The organism is Paenibacillus riograndensis SBR5, from assembly GCF_000981585.1.
GTDB lineage: Bacteria > Bacillota > Bacilli > Paenibacillales > Paenibacillaceae > Paenibacillus_AQ > Paenibacillus_AQ riograndensis.
Genome location: NZ_LN831776.1, coordinates 4,621,803 through 4,637,101, shown reverse-complemented (window position 1 = coordinate 4,637,101; position 15,299 = coordinate 4,621,803). Strand labels below are relative to the sequence as shown.

The window sequence follows — 15,299 nt, the reverse complement described above, 5'->3', positions numbered from 1 at the left end:
CTACCACCTTGTTAGTGTATTGTCTTTGTGTGTCCGCTGGATAAACGTAATCTTCTTGAACGCGTACTCCGTTAATTCACAGCGTCACAACTTGGTATCTCTGTCTAGTATTCATGCAGCCGCTTGCGCATCGTACCCGGTGTACAACCATACGTATTCCGAAAGACACGGATAAAATAATTGGTCTCCATGCCGAGATTCAGCGCGATCTCCTGTACGGGTATATCGGCATTCTCGCGGATTAATTGCAGTGCGCGCTCCAGGCGGAGATTCTGTAAATATCTGTGCGGGGTAATCCCGTATTCCTGCAGGAACAGCCGTTGAAAGTGCTGTACGGAATAGCCTACGGCGGCGGCAAGATTAGAGACCAGCAGCGGTTCGGTAAAATGCTCATTGATCAGGCTTACCGCCTTTTGCAAAGCCTCATTGCGTACGTTCTCCAGCTCCAGCCGTCCAGAGGGGCCGGTGTCAGAAACACTGCGGCGAAGCAGCAGCAGCAGCCGGTAGAGCGCTACAGACAACTCCTGCATCACCTGTTCATCCTGGCGGCTGGCCTGCTGGTTCACAGTGTGCCAGATGGTGCCCACCTGTTCCCAGCACTCCTCGAAGCGCTCCGGGCGCAAGGGAGGGGCGGCAGGCTGCATGCCGATTCCTTCCAGCAGCCCCTGGGAGAGGTCCCCGTGGAAGCCGATGAAGCCCACATGCCAGGGCTCCAGGGACAGCGGGTAATATTCATGGCCCCGGTCCGGCGGATAAGCAAAAGCCATACCGGGTTCAAGTACCGTTTCCGCACCCGTCTCAAGGTCCCGAAACAAGCCTTTTCCGCTGCGGATCAGAAAGATCTGGTATACGGGAAAACCGCCGGGGCGGACATGATGGTACTGGTTGTGCCGGCCGACCGAATAGGGGTACAAGGGGAAACGGTCCGGGTCGCGCGGCATTTCAATTAGCGAGAAGGGGAGCATGATGGTCACCTCGTATTCATTTTGTGCTAGTAAAGCGAGTATATACTCCTACTGCTTGAATGTTTTTATCCTATATTATATACAGTATAAAGAATGATTCATGAAATAGACAGGGCTTGTCCTCACATCATATCAGAGAATAATCCCATCTGGACATGGACAACCTACCGAAAGGATGAACCTACCAATGAATATGAAATTATCCCCGGTCAGCAGCAAGCTTCCGGTCATGCTGCATGGAGCCGATTATAATCCCGAGCAATGGCTGAAATATCCTGAAGTGCTGCGTGAGGACATCCGCATGATGAAGCTGGCTAATTGCAATGTAATGTCTGTTGGCATCTTTTCCTGGGTATCGCTGGAGCCGGAGGAAGGTGTATTCACCTTTGATTGGCTGGACAGCGTTCTCAATACCTTCGCTGAGAACGGAATTTATGCTTTTCTGGCTACCCCGAGCGGAGCGCGTCCCGCCTGGATGTCAGAGAAATATCCGGAAGTGCTCCGGGTAGAAAGAAACCGTGTGCGCAATTTGCACGGCGTCCGGCACAACCACTGCTACACTTCGCCGGTGTACCGGGAGAAGACAGCTCTGCTGAACGGCAAGCTGGCTGAACGGTATGCGAATCATCCGGCTGTCATCGGCTGGCATATCTCGAATGAATACGGCGGTGAATGCCACTGTGATCTATGTCAAGCGAGCTTCAGGGACTGGCTGAAGGTGAAATATAACAACAGCCTGGATGAAATGAACCATGCCTGGTGGGCGACGTTCTGGAGCCATACGTACACCTCATGGAATCAAGTAGAGTCCCCGGCCCCGCATGGAGAAACGCAGGTTCACGGCCTGAATCTGGACTGGCGCCGCTTTGTAAGCGAATCGATGATTGACTTCTGCCAGCATGAGATTGATTCTGTTCGTGAGTATAACCCCGAGCTGCCGGTAACCACCAACATGCACAATATTGACGGCGTAGATTACCGCAAGCTGGCCAAAATCCTCGATGTTGTCTCCTGGGACGCCTATCCGGATTGGGGATATACCGAAGATAATGACGATGCCCGGCTCGCGGCCTGGACGGCGATGCACCATGATATGTACCGCACCTTTAAGCACAAGCCGTTCCTGCTCATGGAAAGCACGCCTTCGCTTACGAACTGGCAGTCGGTCAGCAAGCTGAAGCGGCCCGGTATGCACAAGCTGTCTTCGCTGCAGGCGGTTGCCCACGGCTCGGACTCTGTACAGTATTTCCAATGGCGCAAAAGCCGCGGCTCCAGCGAGAAATTTCACGGTGCTGTAATTGACCACAGCGGCCACGCCGAAACCCGTGTCTTCCGCGATGTTGCCGAAGTCGGCCGTACCCTAGCAGAGCTGCAAGACGTAGTAGGCACAACTACACCTGTGCAGACCGCCATTATATATGATTGGGACAACCGCTGGGCGATTAAGGATGCCCAGGGGATTCGCAACTCCGGCCTGAAATATGAAGAAACGGTGCTTCAGCATTATCAGGCGCTGTGGGAGCTGGGCATTCCGGTCGATATTATCGGTTCGGAGGAAGACTTCTCCGCCTACAAGCTGGTGATCGCACCAATGCTGTACCTGATCAGCGAAGACAACGGCAAACGGATTGAGAAGTATGTCGAACAGGGCGGCACCTTTCTGGGAACCTACTGGTCGGGTGTGGTCGGGGAGACGGATCTCTGCCATTTGGGCGGCTTCCCCGGACCGCTGCGCAGAACGCTGGGTATCTGGGCTGAGGAGACCGAGGGGCTGCACAGCCGCGATCTGAACGGCCTGGTCATGGACCCGGGCAACAGCCTGAAGCTGAGCGGCGAATACGATGCGCATGAGATCGCTGAATTGATCCATCTGGAGGGTGCTGAGGCGCTGGGCCATTACCGCAGCGACTTCTACGCCGGACGTCCGGCACTCACCGTGAACAAGCTGGGGGCGGGTAAGGCGTATCATCTGGCAACCCGTGTGAAGGATCTGCAATTCTATGTGGATCTGTACGCAGCGATTGCCGGCAAGGAGCGGATCAGCCGCACCCTGAACAGCGAGCTTCCTGTAGGGGTAACCGCTCAACTGCGTACCGACGGCGAACATGACTATGTATTCGTGCAGAATTTCAGCGGTGCCGAGCAGGTAGTGACGCTGGACGGCCGGGAATACACCGATGTGGAATCCGGCGCAGCGGCACCAAGCGAGCTGAAGCTGGCGGTGAACGGGCTGGCGATTCTGAAGCGCGGGGCAGTTAAGGCGTAAGGCGAAGCAGATTTTAAAAAGTATATAACTTAAACAGCGCAGCGATTCTCCTGTTATAGGAGGGTCGCTGCGCTGCGTTTATGGTTGTGTAGGCGCGCGTGGTCCAAATGTAATCGAAAAACCGATCACATTGAGCTGGTGCGGGGCGTGAGGAGCAAATGTAGTCGAAAAACCGACCACATTTGGTGTGGCGAGGGCATCTGGACCAAATGTAATCGAAAAACCGACCACATTTGATGTGGTGAGGGCATCTGGACCAAATGTAATCGAAAAACCGACCACATTTGATGTGGCGAAGGCATCTGGACCAAATGTAATCGAAAAACCGACCACATTGCGCTCAAGTTAGGCATTTAGGCTGATTACGCTCCCCCTCTGGGCGGCCGGCCCGGAATGCCTTGCATAGCATCAGCCATACAGCACCTCAATACCCTCAATCACCCGCATATAATACTCACGCTCATGCGGAACCAACTGAGAGAACTCCACCTGCTCATCCAGCACGATTCGTTCACCGTCACCCTCGACCCGGAAGCCTTCTACATGAAGCTTGCTGCTGCCTCCAGTGATGAAGCTGCGGAAGTCTGCGAAGCGGGCCTGGACGATTCCGGCGACCTCTTCCTGCTGCGGTGTGAACTCACTGAGTGCATAGTGGTTCTCGTAGACAAACACATGGGCCCGTTCACGGTCAATGAAGCCGGCGGTATCCATCTGGTAGGGGATAACCCCCAGCGGCTTCAACTGGTCAAAATCCACCGCGATCCCCAGCTCCTCCTGGACCTCGCAGACACCGTCCACAACGGTCTCATCCGCCAGCAGATGTCCGGCAGCGGTGATGTCGAGCAGCCCGGCGTAGTCTCTTTTGTGCAGGCTGCGGAGTTGCAGGTAGATCATCAGCCCGCCGGCATCCCTACGGACAAACCAGCAGTGGAAGGTCTCATGCCAGAGACCTAGGCGGTGAACCTCGTCCCGGGGAGCAGCACCGGTGCGGTTGCCTTGCTCATCAAACGTAGCCAGTAATTCTTCGTTCATACCAGTAGGCTCCTTCGCATAGTTAAGTTACATTTTCCGGGAATAATACGCCGCCAGCACAAAGTACAACGCCAACAGCGCTGCTAATATAATAGCGATAGTCAAGAAAACAACTTTGCTGATAAGGGACGCGGCAACGGCAGACAAAGATAACAGGAGAATGGTAAGCGTCATACCGGCTCTGGCCGTTCTGAGGGCAATCATCCGATTGCGTTCGTCCTTCTCAGCAATATGTAAAGCTTCCAGGACTTCAGAGCTCTGGAGTGCTCTGCGGAGCCGGGCAATACGGAGGAATGCAGAGACTTCAGCCCCGAGCAATAACCCGGCAAGAATCCCGATGTCCCAGCTGTCAAGCGTATCGATGCTGCCATACACAAACGCTTTAAGCACAAACGCGACAATAACGGTTATCCCGATAGTAACCGCATAGAGGGTCATTATACGTATCCGCCGTCTTAACTCCTGTTCAAAAGATGTCATAATCGATATCCTCCACATCTGAAAAATCAAAAATGTCCTCAATCGGCAAGCCGAAAAACCTGGAAATCTTATATGCGAGTGGAAGGGAGGCCGTATATTTCTCATTCTCAATCGAAGTGATGGTATGGCGCGTCACGCGCAAGGCTTTAGCCAATTCCTCCTGGGAAATCCGCCGCTCTTTGCGCAGCTCGCGTATTCTTGTTTTCACCGGCACGCCACCTCCTTCGGATCCATTTTGGTTCACCTTAACTCCAATATTATGGTGCACGAACCGGAGAATAGTCAAGTTCACTATACCATTTATGTATAGTTGACTACACAAAAAATGTGCAGTAAGCTATACATAACGATAATCTTAAAAGTGGGGCGGGGGAGTATGGGCGACATACGGTTTGAAGGGATCAGCAAATCCTTTGGCGGAGTGGCTGCCGTTAACGGGCTTAATCTTACTATCTCGGAGGGGGAGATCTATGCGCTGCTTGGGCATAATGGTGCGGGCAAGACTACAACCCTCCGGTTGCTTCTGGGGCTGCTGGAGCCGGACGATGGAACGGTCACGGTGTTTGGAAGCCATCCCATTAAGGACGGGAGTACGGTACGGGGGATGTGCGGCGTATTGTCTGAGGATGTTGGGTTGTACGAGTCCATGACCGTCCTGGATAATCTGATGTATTACGCTGACATTTACGGCATGAGCCGTGCAGAATCGGATGGACGCATTGATGAGCTGTTGCGGACGTTCGCGATGCAGGACAAGAAACGGGCCCTTGTAAAAGGTCTTTCAACCGGTATGAGCAAAAAGACCGCCCTGATCCGCGCCATGCTCCACAACCCCCGCATCCTCATTCTGGATGAGCCGACGAACGGGCTTGATCCTGTCAGCACCGCAGATTTAAGGGCGATGTTATTACGGCTTGCGAAGGAGCAGGGCACGACGATCATCATGACCACACATAATCTGGAGGAGGTCCAGAAAATATGTGATAAAATTACGGTTTTGCGGCATGGGCAGAATATTTTTACCGGCTTGATTGCAGCGCTGGAAGACAGCGGACACTATATGGAGCGCGGACAGTTCAGTCTGGAAAAGCTGTATATGGAACTTGAGCAGGGGGCAGGACGGAAATGACACGATCCTATCCTGTTTTTCGCGCAGCGTGTGAAGAGTTCAGCAGGGAAAAAGGGATGCTCCTCTTTTACGGCCTGTCTATCGCCATTACCGGCATCATTATTCCAATCCTCACGCAAGGGATAGAAGCGTCTTTAACTATAGGTGCTTTGCTTACGGCTATCTTATTAAGACCTCTGCTCTCTGACAGCCTGGCGGGTGAACGGGAGCACCGGACCCTGGAAACGCTCCTGTCAAGCCCCTTGAACGGGAAAAGCATTATTTGGAGGAAGTTACAATTCTGCTGCGTATTTGCGGTCAGTTATTTCACCATAACCGTCTTTTGCTCCGCGTTATCGTGCTTTCTGGTCAGAGGTGAACCGGCGCTGCTTCCTTGGCAATGGCTTGGTATTATGGGCCTGGCAGTATTGAATTACAGCGCAATCTGTATTGCGGGAGTGTATGCTTCTTCAACATCGGGGGATATGCGGGCGGCCAACAGCCGGGTGTCGTGGATGGCTTATCCGCTGGGGCTGCTGTTCGTGGTGTGTCTGGGGGTTATCGCGACCGCTGACTGGATCTCAGCAATGGCTGTGGGGGCTGTTTGTGCACTGATTTACTTAAGTGTCCTGTCGGTATATTCGGTGAGGGTCACAAGAATGAAGCAGCCGGATTTCTTCAAGCCGGGAACGGTCCGGAAGCCGGAGAGAGTGCATAAGCATCGTGTTTCTTCAAGGCGGCCGAAGTCGCAGTTTGGCATTGTTCTGAAGTTTGAATGGAAGGCACTGATGACTCTAAAATCATTGCTGCTCAGCTTTGGACTGCTGTGCTTCTCGCCGGTTGCTGCTGTGTGTCTGCTGCTGTATTTTACTGGGACGTTCGACCTTAACTATGCAGTGATTCTGACCGTCCTGCTCATACCGAGAGTACCGTCCAACTTAATCGCCTACTCCATTGGCGGAGAGAAGGTCTATAAGACAGGAGAATCCTTGTTATCCACGCCTCTGCAGCTCCGGCCGGTCTTGCTTGCCAAGTGTACCGTTCCGGTCCTGGTGACTGCGGTCATGCTGGCCGTCTCCGCCTTGCTGACATGGGCGGGCAGCCGGCTGATCCCGCTCCTTATGCCTGACCTGGCCCCCATCCCGGAGTATACGGCCTCACAGCTTATCCTGCTGTTTTCGGTCAGCATCCTGTCGTCCATATCCATGATTTTAATCGCGGCCATTCTTTCTGTACGATTGCAAACTCCGCGTCACGGCTTGTATGCCACAAGCCTGCTGTCGTTTCTGTTCGTTCTCCCGGTACTGGCGATTCTCTATCTGGCCCCGGGCCCGATCCTGTGGACGCTGATCTATTCCGTTATCCTGCTGCTTGGCGATCTGATCTGCCTAATGAAGATTTCAGACAATATAACGCGTCCTCAGGTTATGAGCAGACTATAAATGAACGTACTAAACCCCCGGCTGCGCTTCATAAGAAGCAACCGGGGGGTTGTATTATAGGGCGTTATCTGGCCATCCAGCCGCCGTCTACATTCAGAATGTGGCCGTTCAGATAGTCGGAGGCAGCGGAGGCAAGGAATACCGCCGGGCCCTTCACATCTTCAGCAGTTCCCCAGCGTCCCGCAGGAATACGGTCGAGAATGGAGTCCGCACGGTTCTGGTCGGCACGGATTGGAGCGGTGTTCTCAGTAGCCATATAGCCTGGAGCGATGGCATTGATGTTCAGACCGGAGCCGGCCCATTCATTGGCAAAAGCTTTGGTCAAACCGGCTACGCCGTGCTTGCTCGCGGTATACCCAGGCACGTTGATTCCCCCCTGGTAGGAGAGCATGGAGCAGATGTTGATGATTTTACCGTTGCCTCTTTCCAGGAAGTGGCGGCCGGCGATTTGCGACAGCAGGAACACCGTGTTCAAGTTCAGGTTGATGACATCGAACCAGTCTTTTTCGCTGTGGTCTTTGGCTGGAGTGCGGCGGATCATGCCTGCGCAGTTGACAAGAATGTCTACTTTCCCGGTAAAAGCAACAGCCTCGTCGAACATGCCTTGCAGCTTGGTGTGATCGCTCAGATCGCCTGCGATGCTGAGGGCTTTTACGCCAAAGGCTTTGGCGGCGGCTACCGTTTCGTCACTTGCATTGAGGGAAGCGGAGATCACGTCTGCGCCTGCTTCTGCGAATGCAAGGGCAATCCCTTGTCCAAGACCTTGGGCAGCACCGGTTACGATTGCTGTTTTACCTGCCAAACTGAATAAAGATGACATATTATTTCTCTCCTTTATACACATTAATGAGCATCCTGCGATGCTTCGATAGATTCTGATTCTACCCGCATTCGATGTTGACGCCTGCGTTCCGGAACTGCTCGGCAGTTTCTTGTGCAAGACCGCTATCGGTAAGCAGCACGTCAACTTCCTGCAATGAAGCGAACGTGCGCAGCGCGGTATGCCCGAATTTGTGATGGTCACATACGGCGAACACTGTGCGGGCAGTGGATACTAAAGCTTGCTTGAAATCGATGAAATCACCGGTGTAAATCGACAGCCCGTGTTCAATATGAACGGCTGTAGCCGACAGAAAGGCTTTTTCTATATTAAGCTTTTGGACATAGGAGACAGCTTCAGGACCTGCCAGTATATTGCGGACACGGTAGCCTCCGGGCACGACAAGACGAATGCGGTCTTTCTGAACCAGTTCGCTGATGATGTACACATCATTGGTGATGACCGTCAGCGGGATGTTGTCCAGCCTCCGGGCAATTTCAAGCGTGGTGCTGCCGCCGTCCAGGGCAATAATATCATCCTCGGCAATATGGGCCAGCGCCAGCTGCGCAATCTCCGTTTTTTCGTCGGAATATTTATCCAAAGGGTTCTTGGAGGGCAGAATGCCAAACTGGTCGCTCTGGGCCAGCACGGCTCCGCCGTGGACGCGCATAATCAGTCCCTGTTCCTCCAGCTTGCTTAGGTCCTCGCGGATTGTTTTTCCTGTCACCTGGAGCTTGTCGCTCAGCTCGTTCACCGTTACATCCTTCTGGTTGAGCAAAACTTCCATAATCATTTCGTGCCGCCGTATCGGGTTCATCCGCTTGCCTCATCTTTCCGTAGTTGTTTTTGTTCTATTGTAATTCTTTCATGCCTACGGGGTCCATATCATCATAACGTTTATTGTCGCCGGCCATGCTCCAGATAAAGGTGTAGTTGTGCGTACCCACACCGCTGTGGATGGACCAGCTTGGAGAAATGACTGCCTGTTCATTGTGCATTACGATGTGACGGGTCTCGGTAGGCTCGCCCATGAGATGGAATACGATGGAGTCGTCTGGAAGATCGAAATAGAAGTAGGCCTCCATCCGGCGCGGGTGAGTATGGGATGGCATTGTATTCCACATGCTGCCCGGTTTCAGCTGGGTCATCCCCATAACGAGCTGTGCGCTTTGTACGCCACCCGCATGAATGAAGCGGTGAATGGTACGTTCGTTGGAGTTCTCCAAACCGCCCATTGCGCCGGATTCGGATTCTGCCAGCGTTGTTTTGGTAGTAGGGTAGGACTGGTGTGCAGGAGCCGAGTTCAGGTAGAACTTGGCAGGCTTGGCACTGTCGGCGCTTTTGAAAATAACATCTTTGGCGCCTTGCCCTACATACAGACATTCTTTGAAATCTATTTCATATTCTGTTCCGTCTACAACAACCGAACCTTTGCCTCCGACATTGATCACACCCAGTTCACGGCGTTCCAGGAAATAAGTAACCCCAAGCTCTTTCAGGTCGGTGGTGAGCGCTACATCTTTATTCACCGGATTAGCGCCGCCTACGATCATACGGTCTTCATGGGTCAGGACAAGCTTCAGTTCATCCGGAGCAAAAATGACTGGAATGTGGAACTCCTTGCGCAGACGCGCGGTGTCAAATTGCTTCACTTCATTGGGATGGGATGCGAAACGTCTTTCCATTGAATATTCAATCTCCTTCGCAAACATATTTTCGTTCGTATAGGTACAATTTAATCCATATAAGTTCATTTTGCAAGAGATAATCTTTTTTATTACGTTTATTTTAGTTTATTTATTAGGTTTAGATATTGCCATGTGAACTGAAAGCGTGCACAATAGAACTGGAATAAGAATGAATTTCCAGCTGGAGAGACTGCGGAAAGAGCTCTGCGTGAACGTGGCAGTCATCCCGGAAACGAGATTCAATCATTAGAACATTCCGCTGGGCAAGTGATTGCAGCAGAGTTTCTGGCAGAGGGCCGTGACGGGGGTGGGGGTATCACCGGTATGAATGCTGCCGATCGGCAAGACCGTGCAGAATAGGTGGGTGCGCTGAAATGAAAGGTAGAAGTGCCTTTGAATTGGCTCGACGTACCGGATTTGGCGAAATCAAAGGTAGAAATACCCTTGAATTGGCTCAGCGTACCGGATTTGGCGGAAATCAGAGGTAGAAATACCTTTGAATTGGCTCGACGTTGCGGATTTGGCGAAATCAAAGGTAAAAATACCCTTGAATTGGCTCAGCGTACCGGATTTGGCGAAATCAGAGGTAGAAATACCTTTGAATTGGCTCGACGTTGCGGATAGGCCGGAATCAAAGGCAGAAATACCTTTGATTCCGCCACTCATGCGCGGGCAACAACATATTTAGAATAAAAGAAATGGTGGGGGGCGAACGGAAGTGGGAGAAATTAAATCTGCGGCGGGTGCGTATCAGGCCCGGCAGAACGAAATTATCTATAATATCGCAATCGAGGCGGAACGCCTCCCGCTGCTGGACAGCGGGCTGTGGTTCCATGATGATGTGCGAAACAACTTTTATTATGCTTCATATCTATTTGCTGCTGCGGTGGAGCCCGGCTTTGAGCTGCCTTTTGACCGGGAGGCCGGCAAGCGCAAAGCCGAGGCTGTGCTGCTGGAAACGGTGCTGCTGCAGAACCGGCAGCCTGGCACCCGTTTATACGGGCATTGGCCGCTCGGCCTGCATCCGCTGCCGCGCGAGGCAGCGCCGCATGAATTGCCCGTGGAGATCATGGGCAGCCTGATGGTCTGGTTCTGCAAGCATTACGGAAGCAGGCTGGGTGCCGGATTGCGGATTGCTTTTCATACAGCGATCGGGCATATTTACCGGAGCGGCTTCTACCGCAAGCCGGTGGTTCACTTTGGTCACCATGAGGCCAAATATACGGTGGCGAAGCTGATTTTCGGCAAGCTGTTCGAAGATGAGGAACTGCTGGCAGACGGGCGGCAGAGCCTGGAGAAAACACTGGCGTATATCCGGGACAAGGGAATGCCGGAATACGGCAGTCTGCCGTGGTTTTGGCACTGGGTGCAGGCATTCACCTGCGCGTGGGAGCTGGAGGAAGACAGCGGGCTGAAGAGTACGCTAGCTGAAATGCTGGATCACCTGTGGAAGGAGCGAGGCCAGTTTTATCTGCAGGGAGCCTGGGTGGGCGCGCATTCCCGGGGCTGGCCGCATGATGTTCCGGCGGATGGCAACGTGCTGCACGACTATGTGCAATTTGGGGATTTCAAGCTGCCGCAAGCTATTCCCCGCACCGAGTACGCCGGATTCCTGTTCTATGAAGCGCCGGGTCAGGTGCGGGCGGCAGCGATGAACCGGCAGATCCCGGTGGAGGTCGCCAAGGTTACGCAAAAAGCCGTTCCCGAAGATCCGGGCCCGCAGCCGCTGATTCATTCGTATGCGTATATTACTGAGAGCTTTGCAGCAGGCGGACTATGGGAGCGTGTAGATGAGTTTGACAATGAGCAGCTGCGTTGGGCCTTTTCACTGCCGGTGTCTCCTGAATATGCCGTGAACCGGCTGTATTTCTTCCATCCCGGTCAAGGCTATCACGCGGGCGATCCCCGTCATCAGAGCCGTTATATGGAGGTGCTGTATCATCAGGGCATTATCCTGGCCTTGTTCCCGGTGCCGGAGGGTGAAGCGGACACGATTGTGGGTGTGCTGCCCAATGGCCAGTGGATGAAGGAGCCCGCCGCGCTGTTCGGCAAGGCAGGGGAGGTCTATTTTGCCGTATATCTGTCCCATACCTATCAGCTGAAAGAGCGGGAAGGATACCTCGAAGTGTCTGCCCAAGGGATGCGGAGCGGAGTGGTTGTGGAGGCCATTAGCGTTAAAGAAGCTGCCGGGCGGGGGACCGGTGATCTTGCGGCATTTGCGGCAGAACGGGCAGCACAAGCTCCATCTTTTGAAACAGGAGCCGTCTTGGCAGTTCAATATAACTCCATCAAAGGAGACCACTTGCAATTAAGCACAGATCGTCTTACTTCAACAAAAGCTCTACTGAACGGCAGTCCCATCTCATTGGACCATTATACGGTTAGCAGTAGCTAGATAGGTGAACTTGTCCAGTTGATTTCTGAAATGTGAAAAGAACCCGCAGGCACCTCGTGGCCTCCGCGGGTTCTTTGTTGTATAGGAAACTATGGTTACTTCTGCAGGTGGATAAAATTCTGCTTAAAATTGTAGAATAAATACTTTGAAACGAACAACGGCAGAATTACCGTTGTTGGAGCGTCGAAGGCCGAGTTCTGAGGGGGGAGCCGTTCCGTTTCCACTTAAAGAGTTGCCGCAGAATTCATGGAGGATGGGGCTCCATCCGCGAACTGAAGCGGACCGTGGAGCCCTTATTCTGCCAAAAATCTTGTTTTTTCAGCAGTTACGGACTCAGGAGCCGTTATATCGTTCGATGGGGCCTGGAATGATGGGGAAAGGGACAAATAAAGGCACACTCAGTCCGTAGTCCTGCGGAAAAGAAGAATCTTCCTTCAATAACGGTATTCCTGTCCGTAACGGCTGCGGATCAATCGTGAAGGAATAGGGCGGTCCGTCTTCAGCATGCCCCCGCTGATTTTGGAGTGGTTGGGAATCCGTGCGGCCATAAGCCCCGGTTGCTATTCACCCGCCAGGGAGATTTGGTTCTTCCTGCCACAGGGACGGATTCAAAACCTTGAAATCTTTTAAGGGGTCTGTACACAGCGGGATGTATTTCAGGGTCAATTACAAAATGCCACCGCTTGTGGTGAATAGCACCTCGCCTGCTGAGCCTTGCATCCTCCCCCGATTTGCTATTAGACTGGTTATCCTTTACAGTAAAATAACTAAAGACATCTATTTCGTTGCCAATTTCCGAACAGGGAACAGTGACTGAAAATGTACATCTACAACAGGGAGGAACATCAAATGATTGCTGCACTTCAAGCCTCCCCACAGGGAGCAACCGCTGTGTTTGAACGCTATTACAAGCATCCGGTGAACAGGGTATGGGCAATGCTGACGGATAATACGCTGCTGGCTAAATGGTTTCCAGAACTGAGAGTCCAGGACCTGTCGGCAGGCGGGAGCATGAAGTTCGACATGGGGGACGGCCATTTTGAAGTGATGGAAATTAAGGATATGATCTTGAATTCCATCCTGGAGTATACCTGGGGGAACGACAGGGTGCGTTTTGAGCTGAGTCCTGATGGGGACGGCTGCCGGCTGCTGCTGATCGAGAGCATAACCGAAATCACCGGGCATACGGCCAAGGACCTCTCCGGCTGGCATGTCTGTCTCGATGTAATAGGGGTACTTCTGGACGGAGGGGAGCTGAATAACCGCAAGCAGGTATGGGAGCAATGGTACGCCGAGTATACCCGGCTGGTGGCGGATTTCCGCCAAGACTGATCGGCAAAATCTGGCGGCGTTTTTTGGCAGGAAGTACCTTTGCCGTAAGCGGTTCTGCTTGGTCTCACAGCGCTTCGGCATCATGATGGTAATTGAATTCCCGCGTACACGGCAGTTGAATGACCAAGATGGAAGTCGCCTTTCGGTATTCATGCCTTTTACACGTGCCAAAGCTGCTTATGAACTATAATGGGAGTCTTATTTTAGCGACATATTTTTAGGGGGATTAGATAGATGGATATGAAATACCCGATTGGCACTTTTCAATTTGACGATGAAATTACTAGCAGTGTTACAAGTGTTTGGATCAATGAGATTGAAGCTTTACCAAGATTATTGCGAGAGGCTGTAAAAGACTTAGATAATGAACAGCTTGAAACACCATATCGTTCTGGAGGATGGACTGTTCGACAAGTCATACATCATCTTGCAGATAGTCATATGAATGCCTACATCCGCTTTAAATTGGCTCTTACAGAAGAAAATCCTATAATTAAACCATACGACGAAACGAAATGGGCAGAGCTATCAGACTATAAATTGCCAATTGAACCATCACTTTTACTCCTCGAATCCTTGCACAAACGCTGGACTACCCTTTTACATGGTCTAACTCCTGCTGATATGGAAAAGACATTTATTCATCCGGAATCAGGTAAAGTTTCAATAGGTAAAAATATAGGAATCTATGCTTGGCACGGTAAGCATCATCTTGCACATATTACTTCTCTGTGTAATCGTAAGGGCTGGTAAATGATTTTATTGAGAGCGCTGTGGTTGACGGGGAGGTACCAAAGATATAACCTAGATGATAACACATGGAAACAGACTTAACTTATTGGAGGATTAGCGTGGCAAAAGCGAAAGTGGCCAAACGGCCGACAAGAGATGAATTTGTGCTGGAGGAAATCGGCAATCAATTAACAGAAGCGATGCAGGAGGCTTCCGAGATTTTATTGACGGTCTGGGGCAAAGAGGAGCAGGTGCGGGGAACGATCGTCGGCATGGACCCGCGAACCGGCAAGGTGCATGTGAGCCGGGGCGAGGAGCTCATCAAGGTTCCTTTTATGGACATTATGGCCATGGATTATCCGAGAGATTAGTAGAGCAAGCAGATAGAGCTGCCTGAAAGGTCGATGAAGGATGCAAGTTACCAAAACCAATGCGATGCGGATTCTGGATACCCGGAAAATCGCTTACGAGATCCATATGTATGACAATGAGGACGGCCAGATTCATGGAACAGCGGTAGCTGAGAAAGTGGGGCTGCCGCCGGAGACGGTCTTTAAGACGCTTGTTGCCCATAGCGGGGTGAACCTGTATGTGTTTGTCATCCCGGTGGCCGAAGAGCTGGATCTGAAAAAAGCCGCCAAGGCGGCGGGTGAGAAGAAGATTGAGATGCTCCCGGTGAAGGATCTGCTGAAATGGACCGGCTACGTGCGCGGCGGCTGTTCTCCTGTAGGGATGAAAAAGCTGTATCCTACCTTTATTGACAGCAGTGCCGGGGCGCTCGCAACAATGGCTGTCAGCGGCGGTAAGATTGGCCTGCAGATGGAGCTGGCGCCGGAGCAGCTTGCCGGGGTTATAAATGCCGGATTCTGCGAGCTGATTAAATAGGGAGGCCTGTCAACGTTTCGCGGATAAAGATTTCCATAAAAAAAGCAGCGGCGGATGAAAATTCATCCGGTTCACTGCTTTTTGCTGTCCTGGCACGGAGACAATGTTAAATCCAACATTTCCCAAGGCGTGCTCAAGCTCTTATTCCAGCGTA

General features: G+C 52.2%; 17 protein-coding genes. 9 read left to right on the top strand and 8 right to left on the bottom strand.

Translation table 11 applies throughout. The annotated features are described in order from the left end of the window. Nucleotides 1-104 precede the first annotated feature (104 nt). On the bottom strand, nt 105-965 hold the full coding sequence (locus PRIO_RS19570) for an AraC family transcriptional regulator (RefSeq protein ID WP_046504256.1): 861 nt from the start codon (nt 963-965) through the stop codon (nt 105-107). Nucleotides 966-1,152: 187 nt separating this feature from the next. On the opposite strand from PRIO_RS19570, the gene PRIO_RS19565 reads away from it, so the two are divergent. Continuing rightward, nucleotides 1,153-3,231, top strand: coding sequence for a beta-galactosidase (locus PRIO_RS19565; RefSeq protein WP_046504253.1), 2,079 nt, complete (start codon nt 1,153-1,155; stop codon nt 3,229-3,231). Nucleotides 3,232-3,309: 78 nt separating this feature from the next. On the opposite strand, the gene PRIO_RS36135 is transcribed toward PRIO_RS19565, so the two are convergent. The 4 genes from PRIO_RS36135 to PRIO_RS19550 form a co-directional block, all read right to left on the bottom strand. Next, nucleotides 3,310-3,564, bottom strand: a complete 255-nt coding sequence (locus tag PRIO_RS36135) for a hypothetical protein (protein WP_167345643.1) — start codon at nt 3,562-3,564, stop codon at nt 3,310-3,312. Between the two features lie 75 nt (nt 3,565-3,639). Next, nucleotides 3,640-4,263, bottom strand: a complete 624-nt coding sequence (locus PRIO_RS19560) for an NUDIX hydrolase (RefSeq protein ID WP_020429202.1) — start codon at nt 4,261-4,263, stop codon at nt 3,640-3,642. A 27-nt stretch (nt 4,264-4,290) separates the two neighbouring features. Continuing rightward, entirely contained in the window at nt 4,291-4,743 is a 453-nt protein-coding gene (locus PRIO_RS19555; RefSeq protein WP_020429203.1) for a hypothetical protein, read from the bottom strand. Continuing rightward, nucleotides 4,730-4,951, bottom strand: coding sequence for a helix-turn-helix transcriptional regulator (locus tag PRIO_RS19550; RefSeq protein WP_020429204.1), 222 nt, complete (start codon nt 4,949-4,951; stop codon nt 4,730-4,732). The genes PRIO_RS19555 and PRIO_RS19550 overlap by 14 nt, the downstream gene beginning before the upstream one ends. 168 nt (nt 4,952-5,119) lie before the next feature. On the opposite strand from PRIO_RS19550, the gene PRIO_RS19545 reads away from it, so the two are divergent. Then, entirely contained in the window at nt 5,120-5,872 is a 753-nt protein-coding gene (locus tag PRIO_RS19545; RefSeq protein ID WP_052741495.1) for an ABC transporter ATP-binding protein, read from the top strand. Beyond that, nucleotides 5,869-7,293, top strand: a complete 1,425-nt coding sequence (locus PRIO_RS19540) for an ABC transporter permease family protein (RefSeq protein WP_020429206.1) — start codon at nt 5,869-5,871, stop codon at nt 7,291-7,293. The genes PRIO_RS19545 and PRIO_RS19540 overlap by 4 nt, the downstream gene beginning before the upstream one ends. A 64-nt stretch (nt 7,294-7,357) precedes the next feature. Here PRIO_RS19540 and kduD read toward each other — a convergent pair whose 3' ends face one another. The 3 genes from kduD to kduI all read right to left on the bottom strand — a co-directional run bounded on the left by kduD (nt 7,358) and on the right by kduI (nt 9,798). Then, on the bottom strand, nt 7,358-8,113 hold the full coding sequence (gene kduD / locus PRIO_RS19535; protein ID WP_020429207.1) for a 2-dehydro-3-deoxy-D-gluconate 5-dehydrogenase KduD: 756 nt from the start codon (nt 8,111-8,113) through the stop codon (nt 7,358-7,360). Between the two features lie 61 nt (nt 8,114-8,174). Further along, nucleotides 8,175-8,930, bottom strand: coding sequence for a DeoR/GlpR family DNA-binding transcription regulator (locus PRIO_RS19530; RefSeq protein ID WP_020429208.1), 756 nt, complete (start codon nt 8,928-8,930; stop codon nt 8,175-8,177). Between the two features lie 34 nt (nt 8,931-8,964). Further along, nucleotides 8,965-9,798 carry a 5-dehydro-4-deoxy-D-glucuronate isomerase gene (gene kduI, locus PRIO_RS19525; RefSeq protein WP_020429209.1) on the bottom strand — a complete coding sequence of 278 codons (834 nt, stop codon included), beginning with the start codon at nt 9,796-9,798 and terminating at the stop codon, nt 8,965-8,967. A gap of 420 nt (nt 9,799-10,218) precedes the next feature. On the opposite strand from kduI, the gene PRIO_RS35630 reads away from it, so the two are divergent. The 6 genes from PRIO_RS35630 to ybaK all read left to right on the top strand — a co-directional run bounded on the left by PRIO_RS35630 (nt 10,219) and on the right by ybaK (nt 15,145). Continuing rightward, a complete protein-coding gene (locus PRIO_RS35630; protein ID WP_231869723.1) occupies nt 10,219-10,425 on the top strand; it encodes a hypothetical protein in 207 nt (68 codons plus the stop codon). Nucleotides 10,426-10,519: 94 nt separating this feature from the next. Beyond that, nucleotides 10,520-12,196: a hypothetical protein gene (locus PRIO_RS19515; RefSeq protein ID WP_046504242.1), complete on the top strand. Its 1,677-nt coding sequence runs from the start codon at nt 10,520-10,522 to the stop codon at nt 12,194-12,196. A gap of 849 nt (nt 12,197-13,045) precedes the next feature. Next, entirely contained in the window at nt 13,046-13,528 is a 483-nt protein-coding gene (locus PRIO_RS19510) for an SRPBCC family protein (RefSeq protein ID WP_039790614.1), read from the top strand. Nucleotides 13,529-13,762: 234 nt separating this feature from the next. After that, nucleotides 13,763-14,281, top strand: a complete 519-nt coding sequence (locus PRIO_RS19505; protein ID WP_020431665.1) for a YfiT family bacillithiol transferase — start codon at nt 13,763-13,765, stop codon at nt 14,279-14,281. A gap of 98 nt (nt 14,282-14,379) precedes the next feature. Next, nucleotides 14,380-14,631: a YolD-like family protein gene (locus PRIO_RS19500; RefSeq protein ID WP_020431666.1), complete on the top strand. Its 252-nt coding sequence runs from the start codon at nt 14,380-14,382 to the stop codon at nt 14,629-14,631. A 40-nt stretch (nt 14,632-14,671) separates the two neighbouring features. Then, nucleotides 14,672-15,145 carry a Cys-tRNA(Pro) deacylase gene (gene ybaK, locus PRIO_RS19495; RefSeq protein WP_020431667.1) on the top strand — a complete coding sequence of 158 codons (474 nt, stop codon included), beginning with the start codon at nt 14,672-14,674 and terminating at the stop codon, nt 15,143-15,145. Nucleotides 15,146-15,299: the final 154 nt, after the last annotated feature.

What these genes read in the sequence shown, in the direction of transcription:
- PRIO_RS19570 (WP_046504256.1), bottom strand. Translation starts at nt 965, where the DNA reads ATGCTCCCCTTCTCGCTAATTGAAATGCCGCGCGACCCGGACCGTTTC.
- PRIO_RS19565 (WP_046504253.1), top strand. Translation starts at nt 1,153, where the DNA reads ATGAATATGAAATTATCCCCGGTCAGCAGCAAGCTTCCGGTCATGCTG.
- PRIO_RS19560 (WP_020429202.1), bottom strand. Translation starts at nt 4,263, where the DNA reads ATGAACGAAGAATTACTGGCTACGTTTGATGAGCAAGGCAACCGCACC.
- PRIO_RS19555 (WP_020429203.1), bottom strand. Translation starts at nt 4,743, where the DNA reads ATGACATCTTTTGAACAGGAGTTAAGACGGCGGATACGTATAATGACC.
- PRIO_RS19545 (WP_052741495.1), top strand. Translation starts at nt 5,120, where the DNA reads ATGGGCGACATACGGTTTGAAGGGATCAGCAAATCCTTTGGCGGAGTG.
- PRIO_RS19540 (WP_020429206.1), top strand. Translation starts at nt 5,869, where the DNA reads ATGACACGATCCTATCCTGTTTTTCGCGCAGCGTGTGAAGAGTTCAGC.
- kduD (WP_020429207.1), bottom strand. Translation starts at nt 8,113, where the DNA reads ATGTCATCTTTATTCAGTTTGGCAGGTAAAACAGCAATCGTAACCGGT.
- PRIO_RS19530 (WP_020429208.1), bottom strand. Translation starts at nt 8,930, where the DNA reads ATGAACCCGATACGGCGGCACGAAATGATTATGGAAGTTTTGCTCAAC.
- kduI (WP_020429209.1), bottom strand. Translation starts at nt 9,798, where the DNA reads ATGGAAAGACGTTTCGCATCCCATCCCAATGAAGTGAAGCAATTTGAC.
- PRIO_RS19510 (WP_039790614.1), top strand. Translation starts at nt 13,046, where the DNA reads ATGATTGCTGCACTTCAAGCCTCCCCACAGGGAGCAACCGCTGTGTTT.
- PRIO_RS19505 (WP_020431665.1), top strand. Translation starts at nt 13,763, where the DNA reads ATGGATATGAAATACCCGATTGGCACTTTTCAATTTGACGATGAAATT.
- ybaK (WP_020431667.1), top strand. Translation starts at nt 14,672, where the DNA reads ATGCAAGTTACCAAAACCAATGCGATGCGGATTCTGGATACCCGGAAA.